At 64.1% G+C, this 22,192-nt stretch carries 15 protein-coding genes; 8 read left to right on the plus strand and 7 right to left on the minus strand.

The features are described 5' to 3' along the window. Position 1 precedes the first annotated feature (1 nt). Positions 2–3,364, plus strand: coding sequence for an ATP-dependent helicase (locus GJB56_RS03895; protein ID WP_113682997.1), 3,363 nt, complete (start codon positions 2–4; stop codon positions 3,362–3,364). Further along, entirely contained in the window at positions 3,365–6,757 is a 3,393-nt protein-coding gene (locus GJB56_RS03900; RefSeq protein WP_060938626.1) for an ATP-dependent helicase, read from the plus strand. Here GJB56_RS03900 and GJB56_RS03905 read toward each other — a convergent pair. After that, positions 6,754–7,155, minus strand: coding sequence for a DoxX family protein (locus GJB56_RS03905; RefSeq protein WP_003942341.1), 402 nt, complete (start codon positions 7,153–7,155; stop codon positions 6,754–6,756). The two genes, GJB56_RS03900 and GJB56_RS03905, sit on opposite strands and share 4 nt — an antisense overlap. Positions 7,156–7,311: 156 nt before the next feature. Between GJB56_RS03905 and GJB56_RS03910 the strand changes: the two genes are divergently transcribed. Both GJB56_RS03910 and nudC read left to right on the plus strand, forming a co-directional pair. Next, positions 7,312–8,379 carry a potassium channel family protein gene (locus GJB56_RS03910; protein ID WP_003942296.1) on the plus strand — a complete coding sequence of 356 codons (1,068 nt, stop codon included), beginning with the start codon at positions 7,312–7,314 and terminating at the stop codon, positions 8,377–8,379. Positions 8,380–8,417: 38 nt separating this feature from the next. Next, the gene (nudC, locus tag GJB56_RS03915) at positions 8,418–9,317 is read left to right on the plus strand and encodes an NAD(+) diphosphatase (RefSeq protein ID WP_113683101.1); all 900 of its coding nucleotides are present in this window, start codon (positions 8,418–8,420) and stop codon (positions 9,315–9,317) included. A gap of 30 nt (positions 9,318–9,347) precedes the next feature. Here the strand turns inward: nudC and GJB56_RS03920 are convergent, their stop codons facing one another. Further along, entirely contained in the window at positions 9,348–9,605 is a 258-nt protein-coding gene (locus tag GJB56_RS03920) for a mycoredoxin (protein ID WP_003942350.1), read from the minus strand. 103 nt (positions 9,606–9,708) lie between these two features. Here GJB56_RS03920 and GJB56_RS03925 point away from each other — a divergent pair, with 103 nt between their 5' ends. Together GJB56_RS03925 and GJB56_RS03930 are read left to right on the plus strand one after the other, a co-directional pair. Next, positions 9,709–11,847: an ATP-dependent DNA helicase UvrD2 gene (locus tag GJB56_RS03925; protein WP_029537946.1), complete on the plus strand. Its 2,139-nt coding sequence runs from the start codon at positions 9,709–9,711 to the stop codon at positions 11,845–11,847. A gap of 512 nt (positions 11,848–12,359) precedes the next feature. Beyond that, positions 12,360–12,683, plus strand: coding sequence for a WhiB family transcriptional regulator (locus tag GJB56_RS03930; protein ID WP_003942321.1), 324 nt, complete (start codon positions 12,360–12,362; stop codon positions 12,681–12,683). A gap of 47 nt (positions 12,684–12,730) precedes the next feature. On the opposite strand, the gene GJB56_RS03935 is transcribed toward GJB56_RS03930, so the two are convergent. The 3 genes from GJB56_RS03935 to GJB56_RS03945 form a co-directional block, all read right to left on the minus strand. After that, positions 12,731–14,074, minus strand: coding sequence for an ABC1 kinase family protein (locus GJB56_RS03935; RefSeq protein WP_195849582.1), 1,344 nt, complete (start codon positions 14,072–14,074; stop codon positions 12,731–12,733). Positions 14,075–14,078: 4 nt separating this feature from the next. Then, complete coding sequence (locus GJB56_RS03940; protein WP_113682996.1) at positions 14,079–14,990, minus strand: hypothetical protein; 912 nt, start codon at positions 14,988–14,990, stop codon at positions 14,079–14,081. A 101-nt stretch (positions 14,991–15,091) separates the two neighbouring features. Beyond that, entirely contained in the window at positions 15,092–16,492 is a 1,401-nt protein-coding gene (locus GJB56_RS03945; RefSeq protein WP_024487215.1) for a zinc-dependent metalloprotease, read from the minus strand. Positions 16,493–16,615: 123 nt separating this feature from the next. Between GJB56_RS03945 and GJB56_RS03950 the strand changes: the two genes are divergently transcribed. Then, entirely contained in the window at positions 16,616–17,638 is a 1,023-nt protein-coding gene (locus tag GJB56_RS03950) for a YlbL family protein (RefSeq protein WP_020907134.1), read from the plus strand. 41 nt (positions 17,639–17,679) lie between these two features. On the opposite strand, the gene GJB56_RS03955 is transcribed toward GJB56_RS03950, so the two are convergent. Then, on the minus strand, positions 17,680–18,282 hold the full coding sequence (locus tag GJB56_RS03955) for a PPA1309 family protein (protein WP_019747831.1): 603 nt from the start codon (positions 18,280–18,282) through the stop codon (positions 17,680–17,682). A 174-nt stretch (positions 18,283–18,456) separates the two neighbouring features. On the opposite strand from GJB56_RS03955, the gene GJB56_RS03960 reads away from it, so the two are divergent. Continuing rightward, a complete protein-coding gene (locus tag GJB56_RS03960; RefSeq protein WP_020907135.1) occupies positions 18,457–21,372 on the plus strand; it encodes a UPF0182 family protein in 2,916 nt (971 codons plus the stop codon). 88 nt (positions 21,373–21,460) lie between these two features. Here GJB56_RS03960 and GJB56_RS03965 read toward each other — a convergent pair whose 3' ends face one another. After that, positions 21,461–22,015, minus strand: a complete 555-nt coding sequence (locus tag GJB56_RS03965; protein ID WP_019747833.1) for a transglycosylase family protein — start codon at positions 22,013–22,015, stop codon at positions 21,461–21,463. Positions 22,016–22,192: the final 177 nt, after the last annotated feature.

The raw sequence follows: 22,192 nt of genomic DNA on the forward strand, positions 1-22,192 counted from the left end.
GGTGAGTGAGACGGCAACACGCAGCAAGGTCACCATTCCGCGGGCGCGGTTGGTGCACCGAACTGCGCCGTCTCCGATACCCCGAACGTGGGATGAAGGGACGACGCGGCTCTTCGCGCCGCCGTCCGAGGATCCGTTCCAGCTCGCGTTCGGCCCTGTTTCATTCGGTTCGGCAGCGGCTTGGAATCCCTGGCAGGTACTCGGCAGTCCCGGAACCGGCAAGACGTCCCTTCTCGTGGATCTGGCAGTGCAGAAGATCTCGGGTGGCGAAGATCCTGAATCGGTCCTGGTGCTCACCCAGTCACGCCGAGCCGCGACGCAGGTCCGCGAGCAGATCACCGCTGGGTTGCTCGGGTACCAACAGGAACGCGGACCGCAGGCAACCCGTGAGCCGCTGGTACGCACCGTTCACTCTTACGCCTTTGCCGTTCTCCGGCTTCAAGCCGCAGCACACGGCAACGCGCCGCCACGCCTGATCACCGGCGCCGAGCAGGACTCGGTGCTCCGCGAGATGTTGCGCGGCGACATCGAAGACGGTGCGCTCCGGTGGCCGGAGCGCCTGCGACCCGCATTGGGTTTGAACGGCTTTGCCGTCGAACTTCGAGATCTGATGCTGCGAGCCAACGAGCGCGGGCTCGGCCCCGAAGATCTGGTCAAGCTCGGCAAGAAGCGTGGCCGTCCGGAGTGGGTGGCGGCCGGGCGGTTCGCCGAGGCCTACGAGCAAGGCGTGCTGCTGCGCGGCAGTGTCGGTGTCGAGGCTCCGGAGGCGACGGCGCCGGCGCTCGACGCGGCCGAGTTGATCGGTGCGGCCTTGACCGCGTTCGCCACCGATCCCGAATTGCTTCGCTCCGAGCGCGCTCGGATCCGGCACCTCCTTGTCGACGACGCACAACATCTGGATCCGCAGGCGGCGCAACTGGTTCGGTTGATCGGAACCGGAACTGCGGGCACGGTCATCGCCGGTGATCCCGATCAGTCCGTCTTCGGATTCCGCGGTGCGGATTCGGCGTTCCTGCTCGGACTGGCCGAGCGCGGAGACGAGCGCCAGATCGTTCTGCCCGTCACGTATCGCAACAACGCCGACGTCGCGTCGATCGCGGCCAAGATCGCTGCGCGGCTGCCTGGCAACTTGGCTCATCGCATCGCGGTTCCATCCGATCTCACCGATGAGAATCCGGGACGGGCGTCGGTGCGGGTTCTCGGTACGACGGCCAAAGAGGCGGCAGTCGTCGCAGATACCTTGCGCCGGGCGCATCTGCTGGACGGGATTGCGTGGTCCGACATGGCCGTCATCGTGCGGTCGGTCCCGCGCACTCTCGCCCCTCTCCGGCGAGCCCTGCTCGCGGCGGGGGTGCCCGTCACGACCGCAGCCACCGAATTGCCGCTCGCGCGGCAACACGGAGTGTCCGGCCTGCTGCTGGTCCTCCGGGCGCTCGGCGGCGATCAGTTCACCGGCGACGACGCGCTTGCCCTGATGGCCGGTCCCATCGGCGGCGCCGAACCGGTCACCCTGCGCCGGTTGCGTCGTGGCCTGCGCCGAGTCGAGTTGGCATCGGGAAGTGATCGGGACTCTTCGGAGTTGTTGCGGCTCATTCTGATCGACGAGGATCATGCGCAGTCCAAGCGCCTGATGGGCAAGCTGACAGACGTCGAAGCTGCGGCCCTCAATCGCGTGCTGTCGGTCCTTCGCAAGGCCCGAGTGCCTCTCGAGCGTGGTCTCGGGGTCGAAGAAGTTCTGTGGGCGGCCTGGCAGGCGACGGGGCTGGAACGGCGCTGGGCGGCTGCGTCGGCGCGCGGCGGACCGATCGGCTCACAAGCCGATCGAGACCTCGATGCCGTAGTCGCACTCTTCGACGCGGCTGCCAACTACGTCGACCGGCTGCCGCGTTCGCAACTCTCCGGTTTTGTCGACTACTTGACCAGCCAGGAGATACCGACCGACTCGCGGAGCCGATCGGTCATCGCTCCCGACGCCGTCACCGTGGTCAGCGCTCACGCCGCGGCGGGGCGCGAATGGGCGGTGGTGGCGGTGACGGGTGTGCAGGAGGGGCTCTGGCCGAGTTTGCGGGCACGCGGCTCGCTACTGCGTACCGAAGCACTTATCGACCTGGTCAACGGAGTCTCCGACGGCAGTGACTCGGCTGCCGAACGACTCTCGCGAACCGCGCCGCTTCTGGCCGAAGAACGCAGGTTGTTCCTGGTCGCCTGTAGCCGTGCTCGTCGCCGTCTGCTGATCACCGCAGTCGAATCGGCTTCGGGGGACACCGACTTGGTGCCTTCGCGGTTCGTGGACGAATTGATCCGTGGTGACGCGTACTCGGACGACCCGTCGTCCGATCTCGACGTCGTTGCACCCGAGACCGGGGATACCCGGGTTCTGTCGCTGCCTGCACTGGTCGCACAGCTTCGCAGCGTGGTGTGTGATCCCGACATCGCGCATTTCGACCCCGAGAAGCATTCTCGGGCTGCTCGCCAGTTGGCCCGTCTGGCTGCGGCCGGAGTACGAGGCGCGCATCCGGATCAGTGGTACGGCACAGCCGAGCCGAGTACCGCTGCTCCCATGTGGCAACCCGAGGACGGACCGGTTTCACTGTCCCCGTCCACCATCGAGCTTCTCGAAACATGTCCTCTCCGATGGGTGTTCGAGCGCCACGGTGGCAGCGACGGAGACAACACTCATGCGATCGCCGGTACGCTGGTCCATACCTTGGTGCAGGCACTGGCCGGCCGGATTCCACCGGATCAGGTCGAGAAGGCACTCGAAAATGCCTGGGAATCCATCGATCTGGGATCGCAGTGGTACTCGCGCCGTGAACTCAATCGAACTCGGGAGATGCTGGCGACGTTCACGGCCTGGATGAACGCAACTCGCGGTGAGCTGACCGAAGTCGGCGTCGAGGTGGCGGTCGAGGGGGTCCTCGAACCGCGCGAAGAAGGAGCGCCTGCGGTCAAGCTACGTGGCCGGATCGACCGGCTCGAGCGCGACACCGAAGGTCGTCCAGTGGTTGTCGACGTCAAGACTGCGCGAAACCCCGTCAGCAACGAGGCCGCGCAATCTCATGCGCAGTTGGCGGCGTACCAGGTCGCAGCGGCCGAAGGTGCGATTGCCGGCGAACCGGCCACACAACCCGGCGGTGCACGCCTGGTATTCGTGGCCAAGTCCAACAAGAAGGACGGTGCGGCGCAGCGAGTTCAGCCGCCGCTGACGGCCGAAGCCGTCGAGATGTGGCGAGACGTCATTCACAACGCTGCGGCAGCGACCCAAGGACCGCAGTACCTGGCCAGGGTCAACGATGGATGTAGACATTGCCCGGTGCGTTCGAGTTGCCCGGCACACGACGAGGGACGACAGGTGAGTAACTAAGTGGCTGCCGCGACGCAGAAGGCACGCCGACCGAAGATCGACCCTGTCGACCTGGCGGTCGCGCTCGGTCAGCACCCTCCGACGCCCGAGCAGGCAGCAGTGATCGCCGCACCGCTCGGTCCGACATTGGTGGTCGCCGGCGCCGGTGCCGGAAAGACCGAGACGATGGCTGCTCGCGTCGTGTGGCTGGTGGCCAACGGCTTCGTCGACCCCGAGGCGGTTCTCGGCCTGACCTTCACGCGCAAAGCGGCGCAACAGCTCACGTCGCGAATCCGCAAGCGGTTGGCGCGGCTGGCGGGTTCGGACGTTCTGCGGGCACTCGACCCGACCGGCGGAGTGCGTTCCCGGATTCTGGCCGGCGAACCCGAAGTCAGTACCTACCATGCTTACGCGGGACGGTTGCTCTCCGAACACGGACTGCTGTTGCCCATCGAACCCTCGGCGACGTTATTGTCCGAGACCGAACTGTGGCAGGTTGCGCACCGCGTCGTGAGCGGCTGGGACAGTGATCTGGACACCGACAAGAATCCGGGTTCGATCACCGAAACCGTTCTGGCCCTTGCCGGTCAGTTGGCGGAGCACCTGGTCGATCCCGAGCAGTTGCTCGAGGCACACACCGAGCTGGACAAGCTGATTCACACTCTGCCCGCCGGCCCGAAACAGCGGGGTGGACCGAGCAAGGAGCTGTTGAATTACCTTGATGTGCAACATAAGCGCATCGAACTGTTGCCTCTCGTCGCCCGGCTGGGTGAGACGCTGCGGCGTGAAGGCGCATTGGATTTCGGCAGCCAGATGTCGCTGTCTGCCCGGGTCGCCGCCGAGCATCCCGAGGTCGGGCAGACCGAGCGTGAGCGCTTTCGGGTGGTTCTTCTCGACGAGTACCAGGACACCGGTCACGCTCAGCGAGTGTTGTTGTCCTCGTTGTTCGGTGGGGGAGCCGACGGCCGTTTGGCGCTGACGGCCGTCGGCGACCCGATGCAGTCGATCTACGGTTGGCGCGGCGCGTCGGCGGCCAACCTGCCCCGGTTTGCAACCGATTTCCCGCTTGCCAACGGAAAACCGGCTCCGACGCTCGAACTGCTCACGAGTTGGCGTAACCCGCCGGAGGCTCTCGAGCTGGCAAACCTGTCGTCGGCACCGTTGCGTCGACGCGGCGTGGCCGTCAGTACCCTGCGTGCGCGGCCCGGAGCCGTCGCCGGAGACGTTCGACTGGCGTTGCTGGGAGACGTCGAACAGGAACGTCAGTGGGTGGCGGAGAAGATCGCCGGAGAATACGAGGCGGCACGTGCCGAAGACCGCCCGACGCCCACGGCAGCGGTGTTGATCCGCCGGAACGCCGATGCCGCTCCGCTGGCCGAGGCCTTGCGGTCCAAAGGTCTGCCGGTCGAAGTTGTCGGGCTCGGTGGGCTCCTGCACACACCCGAGGTTGCTGACGTGATCGCCATGCTCCGGGTGGTCGCCGATCCACTTGCAGGAAGCGCAGCTGTTCGGCTGCTCACCGGCGCGCGATGGCAGATCGGCGCGAAGGATCTCGCCGCACTCTCTCAACGCTCCCGCGAACTTGCCATCTCCGCGGGATACGGAACGGCGGGTGCGGTCACCGACGCCGAGGCGCTTACCTCGGCGGTCCACGATGCTCTGCCCGGGGAGAACGCCGAGCAAGCAGGATTGGTCGACTCGATCTCCGATCCAGGCCCGGCAGAACGCTATTCGGCTCTCGGGTACACACGCATCAACGCGATAGCGGCAGAGTTGGCGTCGTTGCGCGAACGTATCGGCCAGCCGCTCACCGAATTGGTGGCGGAGGTCGAGCGGGTGCTCGGGATCGGAATCGAGGCGGGCGCACGGACCCGAGTCGGCGTCGTCGGGACCGCGGGCCGCGAGCACCTCGACGCATTCGCCGACGTTGTCGCCAACTACGCGACGCGTCCAACTGCCAATCTGACCGGGATGCTGGCTTTCTTCGCGGCAGCCGAACAGATCGAAAAGGGCCTCACGCCAGGCGAAGTGGAGGTGGCGCCGGATCGGGTCCAGATCCTGACCGTGCACTCGGCGAAGGGGCTCGAATGGGAAGTAGTGGCGATCCCGCATGTCAGCGACGGGGTGTTCCCCTCGTCCACCGCGTCCGGATCGTGGCTCGGGGCGCTCGCCGAACTGCCACCGTCGTTGCGTGGTGACCGGGCGGTCGACGCGGATTCGGCCGACGGAGTTCCGGTGCTCGACCTCGAGGAGCTCTACAACCGCAAGGACCTCGAGAACGCGATAACGGCGCACAAGAAGGCCTTGTCCAACCGTCGCCTGGACGAGGACCGGCGGTTGTTCTACGTCGCGCTGACCAGAACCGAACGGGCGCTGTTCATCTCGGCGCATCACTGGGCGGAATCCGGTGCGGAACCGAAGGGGCCTTCGGAGTTCCTGGACGAGCTGCATCAGATGGTCACGGCCGACAACGATGCCGATGAGGAAGACTCACGCGGTGCGATCGGCGTCGTGGAGGAATGGGCGCCGGCCCCGGAACCCGATACCGAGAACCCGTTGGCCGCCACTCCCCGTACGGCGCAGTGGCCGCCGGATCCGCTGGGTGCGCGGCGCGGCGCCGTCGAGGCCGGAGCCGCGAGCGTCCTGTCCGCACTCGCTTCGCTGCCGCAAGACAGCGAAGAGGCGGAAGAACCGGAGGACGATCCGGAGAACTGGGCCTCGGACGTCGACGTTCTCCTGGCCGAGCGCGAGGCCCGCGCAAACGCGCGGGCCGAAGTGATTCTCCCGGCGCAGCTTTCGGTGACTCAGCTCGTCGACCTCAAGGCAGATCCGGACGAACTGGCGGCTCGCCTACGTCGTCCGCTGCCGTATCCGCCCAACCCGTTGGCTCGTCGCGGAACCGCTTTTCACGCCTGGATCGAGCGAAGGTTCGGTGCGACTCGGCTGTTGGATCTCGACGAGCTACCCGGCGCCGCGGATACCGGCGCGGGTCCCGAGACCGACCTGGTGAAACTTCAGGATGCGTTCTTGCGGTCCCCGTGGGCCAATCGCAGCCCGATCGAAGTGGAAGTTCCTTTCGAAACATCCATTGCCGGAACGGTTTTGCGAGGTCGGATCGACGCTGTGTTCGCCGATCCCGACGGCGGATGGACGGTGATCGACTGGAAGACCGGTGCCGAACCGTCGGCCGCCAACGAGGACGCTGTTGTGATGCAGTTGGCCGCGTATCGGGTGGCCTGGGCCGAATTGATGTCAGCCAGAGCTCGTTCGGCGGGGCGCAACGAACAGTTTCCGGCCGACAAGGTGCGGGCGGCGTTTCACTACGTTCGATCGGGTCGCACCATCGCACCCGAGAACCTGCCGGACGGTGAGGCTCTCGCTCGCCTCATCCGAACGGCAGGCGCGCAAGATTAGCTTGCGTTTCGGCGAGCCTTGAGTGCTTCGGTCACCAGCGGAACCTGCAGGGGGAGACGTGCGATCGAACCGATCTTCTGCGGGGTGGACGTCTTCGGGCTTCGGCACCAGTCGATCGCCATCTGGATGTTGGCGGGGAACACGGCAACAAAGAGCGCGGCGGCAAGGCCCGCGCCGAGCTTGCGGGTCTTCGGCACGGCCAAGGCAGCGCCGATCGCCAGTTCCGCGACGCCGGACACCTGGGTGTAGGTGCGGGCCTGTCCGGGAAGCTGGCGGGGAACGGTGCTGTCGAAGAACGAGGGCGCTACAAAATGCATGGTGCCGGCGCCGAGAAGGAGGGCCGACAAACGAAGAGCGGCTGCTTGGCTGGGAGTGGACGTCGAACCGGTGAAAGGCATTTGCCCAGCCTGCCTCACGGTGGACCTTCTTGCCACTACCGGCGCCACGACCCGCACGCTATTCGGCGCCCGAGTTCCGAAGTCGATCTTCGAGGGTTACGCTGCCTGCCGATGTCCGTGTAGGTATTTCGTAAGTTCGAGTGAGAGAGTCGATGTATGGCCGGTAAGCTCCGGGCGCGTTTGACCAGGTCGGAAGCATTGACCGATCAGCCTGACTTCGCCCTTGTCGGGGTGCTGCGCATTCCCCAGCTACAGACAAGTCCGGCGCGGGCCATCTACAAGCGAGTTCTCATCGCGTTGGGTGCCCTCGGTGCCGCCGTGTTGATCGTGTACATCGATCGCGCCGGATACCGAGACGCACAGGACAACGAGCTTTCGCTGCTCGACTGCATCTACTATGCGACGGTTTCGCTCTCGACCACCGGCTACGGCGATATCACTCCGTTCACTCCGTCGGCGCGCCTGGTCAACGTCCTGTTGATCACGCCACTTCGAATCTTCTTCTTGATCGTGTTGGTCGGAACCACACTTTCAGCTCTGACCGAGAGTTCGCGTCAGGCGTTCAAAATTCAGCGTTGGAGGCAGCACGTGCGTAATCACACCGTCGTCGTCGGATACGGGACCAAGGGGCGGACGGCAATCGAAGCAATGCTCGGTGACGGTGTACCGGCGTCGGAGATCGTGGTCGTCGATACCGATCAGACAGTCCTCGACTCCGCGGCGAGCAAGGGCCTGGTGACGGTGTTCGGTTCGGCGACGAAATCGGACGTACTTCGATTGGCAGGTGCGCAGAATGCGTCGTCGATCATCGTGGCCACGAATCGTGACGACACCGCAGTGCTCGTGACGCTCACAGCCCGCGAAATCGCGCCGAAAGCCAAGATCGCCGCAGCCATCCGTGAAGCCGACAACGCGCATCTTCTGCGTCAGTCCGGCGCAGACTCGGTGGTCGTGTCCTCGGAGACGGCAGGTCGACTCCTCGGCATCGCGACCACAACGCCGACTGTCGTGGAGATGATCGAAGACCTTCTGACCCCGGAAGCCGGATTCGCGATCGCCGAGCGCGCAGTCGAACGTGACGAGGTCGGCGGCTCTCCGCGTCATCTCTCCGACATCGTGCTCGGGGTAGTTCGCGACGGCCGTCTGGTTCGCGTCGGTTCGCCCGAGGTGGACGCCGTCGAGGAGAACGATCGCCTGCTCTACATCCGCCGCGTCACGAACTGAGTGCTGCCGAGCTTCGTGCGCGCAGTAATGTCGTGAGCGTGAACGACTTCCAGCTGACCGAAACACCGCTGCTCTCACGCTCGAGCGTCGGCCGCGCCGAGGAATTGCGGTCGGATGCCGCCGCACTGACCACGGGTTGGGCGGACGCGCTGCTCCTCCGTGTGAATTCACGGGGTCAGGTCAAAGTCTCGCCGGAAGGTCAGTTGGTCTTCGCCGAGGCAACCGAACTGGGTCCGGAACCGGTGCGCGGTGCAGTGTTCCTGGGAATTCGGGAGAATCGCCACGTCTGGGCGGTGCGGGTGTCGCTGCTGGCGGGCACGTTGTCCGAATTGCGCATGCTCGGCGGAACACTCGACGACGCCGACGCCGGTTTGTTGACCGGTGCCGTCGCAATTCTCAACTGGCACGACAGTGCCGGATTCAGCGCTATCGACGGCGCGCCGAGTGAACCCACCATGTCCGGCTGGTCACGCATTTCCACGTCCACCGGCCACGAGGAGTTTCCCCGAACGGATCCGGCGGTCATCTGCCTGGTGCACGACGGCGGCGATCGAGTTCTACTCGCTCGTCAGCCGACCTGGCCGCAGCGACGTTTCTCGATTCTCGCGGGATTCGTCGAGGCCGGGGAGTCGCTCGAAACGTGCGTTGTGCGCGAGATCAAGGAAGAAGTCGGCATCGACGTGCACAGCGTTCGATACCTCGGGAGCCAGCCTTGGCCGTTCCCTCGCTCGGTGATGTTGGGCTTCGCCGCAATCGGCGACCCCGCCGCTCCGCTTCTGTTCGCGGACGGCGAGATCGCCGAGGGCGCCTGGTTCACGAAGGACGAGGTGCGTGCCGCTCTCGAACTCGGCGACTGGGGTTCGGAAGCGGACGCGCCACTGCTGCTGCCCGGCTCGATCTCCATCGCTCGCGGAATGCTCGAGAGCTGGGTCAAATAAGAGCTGGGTCAGACAGCAGCCTGAAAGGCTCTACAGACCCAGTGCCTGCTTGACCTGGTTGAGCGACGGGTTGGTCGCGACGCTGCCGTCGCCGTACTTCACGGTCGGAACGACGTGATTTCCACCGTTGACGCTGCCGACGAAATCGGCTGCTGCCGGATCGTTCTCGATGTCGATCTCGGTGTACTCGATCCCCGACGCGTTGAGCTGCGTCTTGAGGCGGCGGCAGTAGCCACACCACGTGGTCGAGTAGATGGTCAGGGCAGGCGCATTTTCGGTAGAAGTCACGGCCGATATAACACCACGACCGAGAGCGTTGTTCCGTATCGGCCCGTGTTCTCTTGCCCACATACCGTCGGGCGCGGCGAATGGCGTGTCGGAACGTCCTGCCATGATGGTCCCCATGCCTGCGGACACCGGACTGGATCCAGAACAATCGGCCGCCGTGCTCGCGCCACGCGGCCCGGTATGTGTCCTCGCGGGCGCTGGAACAGGCAAAACCCGCACCATTACCCGCCGGATCGCGCATCTGGTTGCCGACGGTCATGTCTCCGCCGGCCAGGTGCTTGCCGTGACATTCACAGCGCGAGCGGCCGGCGAAATGCGTGGACGGCTTCGTGAGCTGGGGGTTGGTGGAAGTGGGCCGCAGGTACAGGCTCGTACCTTCCACGCCGCCGCTCTTCGTCAACTCAAGTACTTCTGGCCGCAGGTGATCGGTGACACCCCGTGGCGTCTGCTCGATCGGAAGTTCGCGGTTGTCAGCAGTGCCGCCGCTCGTGTCGGGTTGTCCACCAGTACGGAAAGCGTGCGCGACCTCGCCAGCGAAATCGAGTGGTCCAAGGCCTCACTGATCGCGCCCGAGGACTACCCACGCGCGATAGCCAAGATTCGTCGCGAGGCGCCGGTCGATGCCACCAAGGTTGCGCAGGTCTACGCGGCATACGAAGAGCTGAAGGCACGTGGCCAGGACGGCATGCTCCTCGATTTCGACGATCTCCTACTTCACACCGCGGCTGCGCTCGAAGAGCATTCGACGGTTGCCGACGAGTTCCGCGAGCGGTACCGCTGCTTCGTGGTCGACGAGTATCAGGACGTCACCCCGCTGCAACAGCGGGTGCTCGACGCCTGGCTCGGCGACCGCGACGACCTGACCGTGGTGGGCGATGCGAATCAGACCATCTACTCCTTCACCGGCGCCACCCCGAACTATCTGTTGGACTTCTCGCGGAAATTCCCCGAAGCGACCGTCGTCCGGCTCGAACGGGACTACCGCTCCACCCCTGAGGTCGTGTCGCTGGCGAACCGCGTGATCGGTGCAGCGCGCGGACGGATCGCCGGGACGCGTCTTCAGTTGATCGGGCAACGCGCTCCGGGGCCTGAGCCGGAGTTCATGGAGTTCGACGACGAGCCTGCCGAAGCGCTCGGCGTTGCGCGGGCGATCAAACGGCTGATCGCGGCAGGCACTCCAGCGGCCGAGATCGCTGTTCTGTATCGGATCAATGCTCAGTCGGAGGCGCACGAGCAGGCACTCACCAAGCTCGGCATTCCGTTCCAGGTGCGTGGTGGAGAGGGCTTCTTCACCCGCACCGAGGTCCGTCAGGCAGTGGCGGCGCTGCGTCAGGCCGCCGGACGAGACGACCTCCCCGAAGGCGCAGACAACGGCGAAGCGCTGGTTTCACTGGTTCGCGCTGTACTCGCGCCACTCGGTCTGACCAACGAAGAACCTTCGGGCACGCAAGCCCGCGAGCGCTGGGCGTCGCTCTCGGCTCTGGTGGCGCTGACCGAAGAACAACTCGTCCACGAACCCGAACTGTCGCTCACCGGGCTTCTACAGGAGCTAACAGCCCGAGCCGAGGCGCGGCACCCACCGACCGTGCAGGGCGTGACGCTGGCTTCGCTTCACGCGGCCAAGGGGCTCGAATGGGATGCGGTGTTCCTGGTCGGCCTCAACGACGGCACCCTGCCGATCCAACACGTTCTCGGCGACGCCAATTCGGGCGCCGACGACGTCGCGGTGGAGGAGGAGCGTCGGCTTCTGTACGTGGGGGTTACCCGCGCCCGCGAGCATCTGCAGCTGTCTTGGGCATTGGCTCGCAATGAGGGTGGACGCAAGTCCCGTCGCCGGTCGAGGTTCCTCAACGGGCTCATCCCCGAGGACTCACCGGCTTCGCGCGTTGCCGCGCCGTCGTCGGGGAACAAGAAGCGTCCGCGCTGCCGCGTCTGCGGCAAACCGTTGATCGGGACGTCGGCGACAATGCTCGGGCGCTGCGAAAAATGCCCGTCCAATGTCGACCTGGAATTGCTCGAGCACCTCAAGGCCTGGCGTCTGGACAAGTCCCGAGAACTCAAAGTTCCGGCCTACGTCGTCTTCAGTGACAACACACTGATGGCTATTGCCGAACAACGACCACAAGACAATCGTGGACTGGTTTCGATCCCTGGAATCGGGCCGAAGAAACTCGACAACTTCGGAGAAGACGTACTAGCTGTCATTCGCGGCGAACTGCGTGCGGCAACACTCGATATCTGAAATGCATCCGAATCGACAACGGTGAGTTACATAACCGCAGGTCAAAAATAGGTTGTGCAGATTCGACGAATTCTCTACTCTGGTTTTCAGTGTTACGGGGCAACCTGTGCGCAGAAACTATCCGGACCGACACGAAATGGAGGTGGCAAAAAAATGACGAACTTGATCTCGTATGAAGCGTGCGCAAGCGCAAAGTTCGCTGTTGCCGCCCCCATGCTGCCGCGTGCAGCGGGATGGGCGCAGCATGCGTTCCGCCTGCGCCCTCAAGCAGCAGCAAAGAAAGCAGCTGTCGAGTCCGTGTTCTTAAGCCATCGAGGTATTTCTCGGTAGGACACATCCGTTCACTTACGGCCACGGACCCGCAGCCCCTGCGGACCGTGGCCTTTGTGTTGGATACCCCTCTTTATCCGGTTTCCGACTCGGCTCAGGTTCGCACCCATCGAACCCATATCGTGCGACACAGTTTCGCATCCGAGCACTAGGAGACCGAGTTGTCTGCCCAGACAATCCGCGTGGAATCCGAAAACTCCACCACTGCAGTAACTTCCACCGACGTCACTTCGGCTGCAGTCACGTTCATCGAGGTCGCGTCCACCCGCCGCGACCTGCCGTGCCGGGCATCCAACCCCGATCTCTGGTTCGCCGAAGCTCCGGCCGAACTCGAGCAGGCGAAGGCACTGTGCGCGCAGTGCCCCATCCGTTCCCGTTGTCTCAGTGCGGCTCTCGACCGCGCCGAGCCGTGGGGGGTGTGGGGAGGCGAGATCCTCGATCAGGGGGCCGTCATAGCGCGCAAGAGACCGAGGGGGCGCCCACGCAAGCAACTCGTGTGCGCGTGAGAGCCCTATTCGGCGGAGCCGGTGCCTTAGTCGGCGGAGCCGGCGTCTTATTCGGCGGAGCCGGTGTCATCCAGAACCGGCTCCGCGAACCCTGGCAACCAACGAGTCAGGATTTCCATGTACGGGGCATATGCGTCCAACTGGGCGCATATGCCGACCGAACCGAGAAGAACTCGGAAGATCATCAAATACTCGGCCGGAAGGTTGAGTGCACGGGCCGTTCGGAACTGCGCACTGTTGAAGTCAGTGGCGGTTCCGGCGGCCTTTTGCAGCCACGACCGAGTGAAGTGAAATGACTCGGTCTGGATCGGGTCGGTGAAGGGTCGCAGGTAATCCGCGATCTCCTTGTCGGTTACCGTGCGTCCGGGAATCACGAAACCGTTGGCGCGCAACAACTCCGTCAATTCGTCGAATTGTTCCTCGACAGCCAAGCGCACCATCGTGCCGAGAACCCGTGGCAGTCCGTTCGGGAACGGCGCAGCCGCACCGAAGTCGATGACGCCGAGTCGGCCGTCCTCGAGAAGCATGAAATTGCCGGGGTGCGGGTCGCAGTGGAGCAAGCCGACACGGGCCGGAGACGCGAAGTGGAATTCGGCGAGTAGTGCACCGGCAGCATTGCGCTGCTCCGGCGTTCCACTTTCGATGATTCTGGTCAACGGGGTTGCCGTCATCCATTCGGTCACGACCACTTTCGGCGCGCTCGCCACGACGTGCGGGATCACGAATTGGGGATCGCCGTCGAATTCTTTTGCAAAAGCTCGCTGATTGTTCGCCTCGATCCGATAGTCGAGTTCTTCCTCGGTGCGCGCGGTGAACTCCTCGATCACGGGGCGCACATCGACACCGGGCATGACCGAACCGAAGAGACCGGCAAATCTGCCCAAGGTCTTGAGGTCGGCGCGTAGAGCTTCGTCGGCGCCGGGGTACTGAACTTTCACGGCCACGTCGCGGCCGTCCGCCCAGACCGCACGGTGAACCTGCCCAATGCTTGCCGACGCGGTCGGTTCGTCGTCGAACGACAGGAATCGGTCGCGCCATTTGGTTCCGAGTTGCTGATCGAGCATCTTGTGTACTTGCTTGGTCGGCAGCGGCGGGGCGGCGGCCTGGAGCTTGTTCAGCGACTCGCGGTACGGCTCCGCGAATTCCTCCGGAATCGCCGCCTCCATGACGCTGAGCGCTTGGCCCAGCTTCATCGCGCCGCCCTTGAGTTCGCCTAGCACCGCGAACAGTTGCTCGGCGGCCTTCGCGCTCAACTGCGCGTCGATCTCGCCTTTGTCGCCGCCGGCGAGCTTGCGTCCGAAGCCCATGGCGGCGCGACCGGCCATCCCCAGGGGGATGCTCGCGAGTTTGGCAGTACGGGCAGAACTCTTGCGTGGGATCTCGGACACCACACCATCATGTCTGACTGGGGCGTCCTTTGCCCGAAACAGGTGCCAGGTATTGGCAACTGCAAGATATTTGCCGAGGCCAGCGCCTGGTTGTGATCCGATACGGACGGAGCGCGATCTCGAGCGTCGACGACAGACTCGCCGCATACGTCGCCGCTGTTTCGGATAATGCGGAGTCGATCTCGGCCAGGGCCAGCGCGACACTTGCATGGATCATCGCCGATTCCGCGTGGCCGGCGCTGCCGAGTAGCTGCGCGGACAGATGAAGCCAATGAGGGTCGAGTTCGGATCGGATGATGTCGGCGCATCGCAGGCAACTCGACTGGCCCGGCACGACAAGAGGACCGATCACGCCGTTGCCGTCGCGGATCCGGACGGAAAGGTGGGGGAGTCCGCAGCGAACGAGATCGCTGACCAGGCGAGGATCAGTGACAACGTCGTCGGCCAGGACCACCAGTTGTTCGTTCCACGTGCGCACGACGTCGGTGTTGCGATACCCGCGCGAGCGACGCGTGCTTACCCCGCCGGTGACCAGGGCGCGCTCGACGGCGTCCGAGAGCGGACCGACACCGTGGATCCGGACGGACACGGTCCTCCTGGCGGCAGTGTGGACGAATCCGGAATCGGTGAGTTGCTCGAGCAACTTCTCCGTCACCGACGTCGAAATCCCGCGCGTCGACGCTTCCCACAGGATGGTCGCGCGGGATCTGGAGCCGTCCATTTTGCGGAGGATCGACTTCACCGCGCGCGCATCGACCCCGACAGGCAGCGTCAGCAGGACGGCACGTCCGGGTGTCCATCCCAGCTGCAGCCGACCGTCCGGGCGCGACAGAACAGCGATCCGCGGGTCCCATCGGGGTCCCGCGGATCGCTGTGAAGTGCTGTTCTGAGTGGTGTCGTCTTGCGGGTCACCGGTCATCGTTCGATGCTGGCACGGAGGGCCGCCGGCGAGTCCGCGTCAGTGATGGTTATCCACAGGACGTCAGCATGGCTGAACTGCGAAAATGTGTCGAGAAGGAATTACTTCTCTTCGTCGTCCTCGCGGGTCTTGTCCATCGCTGCCTCGGCCGCACGCTCTTTTGCCTCGACGGCTTCGAGCTGGGCGATCGGGTCGTCGAAATTGCCGGCTTCGCCGCCGCCGAGGACCCGGGCGACAAATCCGTCCGGTGCGTCGAGATCGCTCGAATCGGGCATGAGGTCGGGATGTGACCAGACGCCGTCACGAGTGTCCATACCGGCTTCCGCGGTGAGCTTCTGCCACAAACCGGCCGCTTCACGGACCTTGCGAGGACGAAGTTCGAGTCCGACCAGCGTCGCAAAGGTCTGTTCGGCGGGGCCGCCGGTGGCACGGCGACGCCGCAACGTCTCGCTCATCGCGGCAACACCAGGCAGTCGCTCGCCGAGTGCGGCGGTGACGACCGTCTCCACCCAACCCTCGACCAGCGCGAGCAGAGTCTCGAGCCGTTCGAGAGCGGCTTTCTGCTCCGGGGTGTTCTGCGGCTCGAACGTGCCCTGCTGCATCAGTGCTTCGAGCTTGCTCGGATCGGTGAGAGCGGACGGGTCGAGGTCCTTGGCAAATTCTTCCATCGCCGAGAAGTCCATCGTGATCCCGCGGGCGTATTCCTCGACTGTGGCGAGAACACGCTGTCGCAGCCACGGAACGTGACTGTAAAGGCGCTGATGAGCTGCTTCCCGCGCGGCGAGGAACACCAGAACTTCCTGATGCGGCTGTTCGAGACCCTCGCTGAACGCCTGAACCGCAGCGGGGAGAAGGGCCGCGGTGCCCTCTGGTCCGAGGGGCAAGCCGATGTCGGTGGAGGAGAGCACCTCGGTGGACAGTTGGCCGAGTGCCTGGCCCAATTGCGAGCCGAACGCGAGTCCACCCATCTGGCCGAGCATGCCCAGCATCGGGCCCGCCATCTGCTGTGCTTCGGCGGGAAGTCCCTGGACCCACATGCCCGCCACCTTCTCGGCCACCGGATCACAGAGTCGCTTCCACGTGTCGATCGTGTTGTCGAGCCAGTCGTTCGGAGTCCAGGCGAGAGTGCGGCTCGCTCCGGCAGGAAGCGTCGTTGCGGCGTCCAGCCACATCTCGGCCAGATGTGCGGCGTCGGCGATCGCCTTGACATTGCCCTCGGTGATCGGTGTAACCGATCCGATCTGTTGGCGTGCCAGCTTCTTGGCGATGTCGTAGTTCACCGGGCCGGAAGTACCGCCCTGGCCCATCGACGAGCCCATCCCGCTCAGCATCTGACCGAACTGAGTGAGCATCTGGCCGAGCTGAGCCGGATCGAATCCCTCACCGCCCGCGCCGAACCCGAACGGCGTGTCACCACCCCCGAACGGATTGCCACCCGCCGCGTTCTTGTCGCGATCGGGATCGTCGTCGGAGTTGGAGAAGCCGAACGGCATATTGCTCATACCTCAACGGTACAAGGCTCGAGCGGTCGGAGTCGCCCTCCGAGTCACGCTGACGGCGAACACGCACGGCGCTCAGGCGGTGCGATCGGTGCTCCGGCGCCTTCGCGCTTTACTCTGGATCAGGTGAATCGACGGATAGTGACGCTCTTGGCCGCACTCGCACCCATCGTCGTGTTGGGAGTCGTCGGAACAATGGTCACTGTTCCTTATGTCGCACTCGGTCCTGGCCCCACCTTCAACACCCTCGGCGACGTCGACGGTAAGCCTGTCGTCGACATCCAGGGGACCGAAGTCGATCCCACCGACGGCAACCTCAACATGACAACGGTGTCGGTTCGCGACGGCCTCAACATTTTCGAAGCGTTCGGACTGTGGGCGAGTGGCAGCAACGGACTCGTCCCACGCTCGGAGATCTATCCGCCCGAGAAGTCGAAGGAAGAGATTCAGCAGGCCAACACCGCCGACTTCCAGCAGTCCGAGGACAGTGCCGAGTTGGCTGCACTGCACTTTCTCGGCAAGCCGGTGGCACTCACTGTTTCGAAGGTGACCCCGGACGGCCCCGCCGCGGGTGCCCTGCAAGAAGGCGACGTCCTGGTCAAGATCGGCGACACTCCGGTAACCACCATCACCGGCGTTCAGGACACGGTCGGTGCGATCGCACCCGGCACCGCGATCGACGTCACCGTCCTTCGCGAGGGCGTGGAGACCGTTGTGCCGGTCACCGTCGGGGCGCGGCCCAACAAGCCCGAATCGGGTTACCTCGGCGTCACGCCCAACGAGGTCCCGGACGTTCCCTTCACCGTGCAGTTCAACCTTGCCGACATCGGCGGTCCTTCTGCCGGACTGATGTTCACACTGGCGTTGGTGGACAAGCTGACTCCAGGGGAGCTCAACGGCGGAAAGTTCGTGGCCGGAACGGGCACCATCGACTCCGACGGCGAGGTCGGTCCGATCGGCGGTATCAGGTACAAGTTGATCGCCGCCTCCGAAGCCGGTGCTGAGACCTTCCTCGTGCCGGCCCAGAACTGTGACGAGGCGAAACAGAATGCGCCGGACGGGCTTCGACTCGTCAAGGTCGACAACCTGCCCGGCGCAGTGGACTCACTCGAAAGCCTCAACACGGGCGGTGACGCACCCCGCTGCTGAAACCTGCCTTGCCGAAGACAGGCTCGGTCAGTCTTCTTCTTTCAGTCTTCTTCGACCTCGTCGAGCGTCGCGTACAACGCGTGAACCAGGTGAGGTGCAAGACCGTCGTAGGTAAGCAGTTCCAGGTCACCGTACGGATCCGCATCTTCGTCGGGACGCATCTGCAGAAGCGACAGCGAAGGACCGTCACGGAGCACGCCGACGAACAGTCGAGCCTCGCGTCGATCTGGATGCGCGTTGGCCGTCAGTCGCGCGACCTCGTCGGCAGCATGCTGATCGGTCAATACCGGCGCCGTGGCGTGATCGAGATCCGATTCCGCCTCAGGCGGCAGGACGACAATCTCCTGAACCAGGATGCAACCCTGCACCGACTCGGGCCAATGCGTCGTTGCCAGGAACTCGTCGAGTGCCCGTGAACCGCCGATGATGTCCTCGGGAAGCGATTCCTGTTCGATCGGTGTGTATTCGGCGCCCTCGGCGAGTTGGTCGAGCAGTCCGGGTTCGGCCGCGGCGAGCATTTCGGTAGGCACCAACGCGTACAGCTTCGGCGGTTGATCCCAGCCTTCGGCGTCGATGTGGTCGACAACTTCATGAACGCACCGGGCGAGGGCACTCGGTGATCTGCTCATATTCTCTTCACTCACACGTTCATCCTCCCACCTTCTGTCCGGCTCCCTGCTCTCCGTGTTGTCAACCCGTGACCGTTGTTACGTAGAGTGGTCGGAAACGGCCAAGTCCACTCGGGCGTGGCCGCAGTGATCGATGCAATCGGTTGCGACGCCACGGCGTCGCCAAATCTTGGAGCGTGGCACGTGGGCATGCGGCCCCCCGCAGGTTTACCCTCTCTGTCCAGACGCAGTCGAATCTTGTTGGTGGTGGCTGTCGTAGTGGCGGCCTTGCTGCTCGTGGGGCCGCGACTGATCGGCATGTACACGGACTGGTTGTGGTTCGGAGAAGTCGGCTACCGCGGTGTCTTCACCAAGGTTCTGCTGACGCGATTCGTGCTCTTCCTCGTGGTCGGAATTGTCGTCGGAGCCATCGTGTGGCTCGCGATGCTTCTCGCGTACCGCGCACGTCCGGTGTTCGTTCCGGTCTCGGGACCCAACGATCCGATCGCGCGCTACCGCACGACCGTCATGTCGCGACTTCGTCTGTTCGGCGTGATCATTCCGGTCGCGATCGGCATTCTCTCCGGTCTCATCGCGCAGGCCAACTGGGTCACCATCCAGTTGTTCCTCAACGGTCAGCCGTTCGGCATCACCGATCCTCAGTTCAACTTGGACGTCGGCTTCTACACGTTCGATCTGCCGTTCTACCGCTTCGTTCTGAACTGGTTGTTCGTCTCGATTCTGCTTGCCTTCGTGGCAAACCTGGTCACCCACTACGTTTTCGGTGGGATCAAGTTGGCCGGGCGCGCTGGGACATTCACGACTGCCGCACGTGTTCAACTGGCTGTCATCGCCGGCACCTTCGTGCTCCTCAAGGCGGTGGCGTACTGGTTCGATCGGTACTCGTTGATGTCGAGTAGTCGTAAGGAACCGACGTTCACCGGTCCGGGCTTCACCGACATCAATGCGGTTCTGCCGGCGAAGCTGATTCTGTTGTCCATTGCGGTCATCTGCGCCTTGGCGTTCTTCGCCTCGATCTTCACGCGGGATCTTCGGATACCGGCCATGGCAGTCGCTCTACTGGTTCTTTCGTCGGTGCTCGTCGGTGCGGTCTACCCGATGATCGTCGAGCAGTTTTCCGTCAAGCCCAATGCGGCGCAGAAGGAGAGCACGTACATCGAACGAAACATCGAAGCGACCCGTCAGGCGTACGGGATCACGGAAGAAAACGTCGACTACGTCGACTATCCGGGAGTTGGCACCAAGCAGCCCCAGGACGTTCCGGCCGACCGGACCACGATCGCGAATACCCGACTGTTGGATCCGACGATCCTCTCGCCGACGTTCACCGCTCAGCGTCAGCTCAAGAACTTCTACGGGTTCCCGCAGACGCTCAACGTCGACCGCTACGAACAGGACGGCCAGCTGCGCGACTTCGTTGTCGCAGCGCGTGAGCTGTCGCCGAACAATCTTTCCGGCAACCAGACGGACTGGATCAACAAGCACACGGTCTACACGCACGGCAACGGCTTCGTCGCAGCCCAGGCAAACGAAGTCACGGCCGTGCAGGGCGACAGTCAGAACAACACCGGTGGTTACCCGATCTACTCGGTCAGCGACCTGACGACCACGCCCGAGAACGAGAACCTCAAGGTAGACAATCCTCGGTCGTACTACGGCGAGGTGATCAGCCAGTCGGACGCCGATTACTCGATCGTCGGTTCCGTCGACGGCGAGGGACCTCGTGAGTACGACACCGACACCTCGAAGTACACCTACACCGGTTCGGGTGGTGTCTCGATCGGCAACTGGTTCAACCGTCTTGCATTCGCGGCGAAGTACACCGAGCGCAACATCTTGTTCTCGAGTGCAATCGGCTCGAACTCCAAGATCATCTTCAAGCGTGATCCGAAGGAAAGGGTCGAGGAGGTCGCGCCTTGGCTGACGACCGACGGCGCTGCCTACCCCGCAGTGGTCGACGGCAAGATGCAGTGGATCATCGACGGCTACACCACCGCCCAGGACTACCCGTACGCGCAGCGCAGTTCGCTCGACGGGTTGGTCGAGGACAGTATCGACCAGACGACCGGGCGCCTCATTCCGCGTCAGGAGTTCTCCTACATCCGCAACTCCGTGAAGGCCACGGTCGACGCGTACGACGGCACGGTCACGCTCTACCAGGTCGACGAGCAGGATCCGGTTCTGAAGGCGTGGATGGGAGTCTTCCCGAACACGGTGAAGCCGAAGAGCGAAATCTCGGACGACCTGCAGGCGCACTTCCGCTACCCGGAAGACATGTTCAAGGTTCAGCGAGAGATGCTGGCGAAGTACCACGTCGACGATCCGAGTGAGTTCTTCACCAACAACGCGTTCTGGTCGGTTCCGAGTGATCCGACGATCGACACGTCGGCCAACCAGCCGCCGTACTACGTGCTGGTGGGCGACAAGGACACCGCGAAGGCGGATTTCCGTCTGACCAGTCCGATGGTCGGGTTCAGTCGTGAGTTGCTGTCGGCCTACATCTCGGTGGCGAACGACAAGGAGAACTACGGCAAGTTCACAGTGCTGCAGCTGCCGACCGATACGCAGACTCAGGGTCCACAGCAGGCTCAGTCTGCGATGACGTCGGATTCGCGTGTTGCTTCGGAAGTGTCACTGCTCAAGCAGTCGAACAAGATTCAGTACGGAAACCTGCTGACTCTGCCGATTGCCGAGGGCGGAATCCTCTACGTCGAACCTTTGTACTCGCAGCGAAACTCGCAGAACGCGTTCCCTCAGTTGGCGCGTGTGCTGGTGAGCTTCAGCGACACCAACGGCATTCGGATCGGTTATGCACCGACCGTCTCCGAGGCGATCAGTCAGATTTGGCCGGGCGCAGGTTCGGCAGCGACTGTCACCCAGCCGGCACCCGATCCGGATACCGGAGCGCAACCGGAAACGCCGACTACTCCGACGGCACCGGCCCCGCCGGCTTCTTCGGATGACGTCACGAAGGCGCTGGCCGAGGTCAATTCGGCAATGGCGGCATTGAAGTCGGCGCAACAGAGCGGTGACTTCACCAGCTACGGTGCTGCGCTCGACCGCCTGCAGAAGGCTGTTGACGCGTACCAGGCGCTGCCGAGGTAAGCGGCGTCAGTTCATGAACAGCAGAAGGCCCACCATCCGATCGGATGGTGGGCCTTCTTGTGTGCTCAGTGAAGCTGTATGAGCTGAATCAGCGCAGTGCTGCAACGATCGGTGCGTTGGCATCGGAGAGCTGCTGGAACTGTGCGGCGAATCCGTACTGGCCGGCGAGGTCACGAGCGGTGTCGTAAGCCTGCTGTGCGGCGGGCTTGAGCTCGGCCGGGATTTCGACGGCGGGAGCAACTGCGGGTGCCTCGGCGACGGGAGCCGGTGCTGCGGCGGGAGCCTCTTCGACTGCCGGCTCGCTTGCGACGGTCAGACGCTGGCCGCAGACGGGCCATGCGCCGGGGCCCTGGCTCTGCAGGGTGTTCTCGGCGACGCGGATCTGCTCTTCCTTGGAAGCGTTGGCGGGCGAGCCGGTGCCACCGTTGGCGGTCCAGGTGCTCTGCGAGAACTGCAGGCCGCCGTAGTAGCCGTTTCCGGTGTTGATGTTCCAGTCGCCACCGCTCTCGCACTGTGCGACGCCGTCCCAGTTGTGGGTGGCTGCGGAAGCGGTGCCGGTGCTCATGGTGAGGGGCACTGCGACAAGTGCGCCGGCTACTGCCAATGTGCCGAATGCACGCTTGCTGATGCTGGTGTACGTCATGTCGGGGTAAATCCTCTCCGCGCTTGCTGACATCGGCGGGCCTGCGGGTCGGCGATGATGCTGACTTTCCCGGGCGCTTGTCTCTCCGTGTCTCTGCCCCTCGAAGGTTTCGGGGGTTCCGATCCCGCGGGGCAGAGTGGAGCAGCGGCGGGTCGGCGTTCGCCCGGTTGATTCGGG

The organism is Rhodococcus sp. AQ5-07 (assembly GCF_009707305.1).
Classification (GTDB): domain Bacteria; phylum Actinomycetota; class Actinomycetes; order Mycobacteriales; family Mycobacteriaceae; genus Rhodococcus_F; species Rhodococcus_F erythropolis.

Excerpts from the sequence above, each read along its gene's own strand:
- GJB56_RS03905 (WP_003942341.1), bottom strand. The coding sequence starts at position 7,155 with ATGCCTTTCACCGGTTCGACGTCCACTCCCAGCCAAGCAGCCGCTCTT.
- GJB56_RS03910 (WP_003942296.1), top strand. The coding sequence starts at position 7,312 with ATGGCCGGTAAGCTCCGGGCGCGTTTGACCAGGTCGGAAGCATTGACC.
- GJB56_RS03925 (WP_029537946.1), top strand. The coding sequence starts at position 9,709 with ATGATGGTCCCCATGCCTGCGGACACCGGACTGGATCCAGAACAATCG.
- GJB56_RS03940 (WP_113682996.1), bottom strand. The coding sequence starts at position 14,990 with ATGACCGGTGACCCGCAAGACGACACCACTCAGAACAGCACTTCACAG.
- GJB56_RS03945 (WP_024487215.1), bottom strand. The coding sequence starts at position 16,492 with ATGAGCAATATGCCGTTCGGCTTCTCCAACTCCGACGACGATCCCGAT.
- GJB56_RS03960 (WP_020907135.1), top strand. The coding sequence starts at position 18,457 with ATGCGGCCCCCCGCAGGTTTACCCTCTCTGTCCAGACGCAGTCGAATC.
- GJB56_RS03965 (WP_019747833.1), bottom strand. The coding sequence starts at position 22,015 with ATGACGTACACCAGCATCAGCAAGCGTGCATTCGGCACATTGGCAGTA.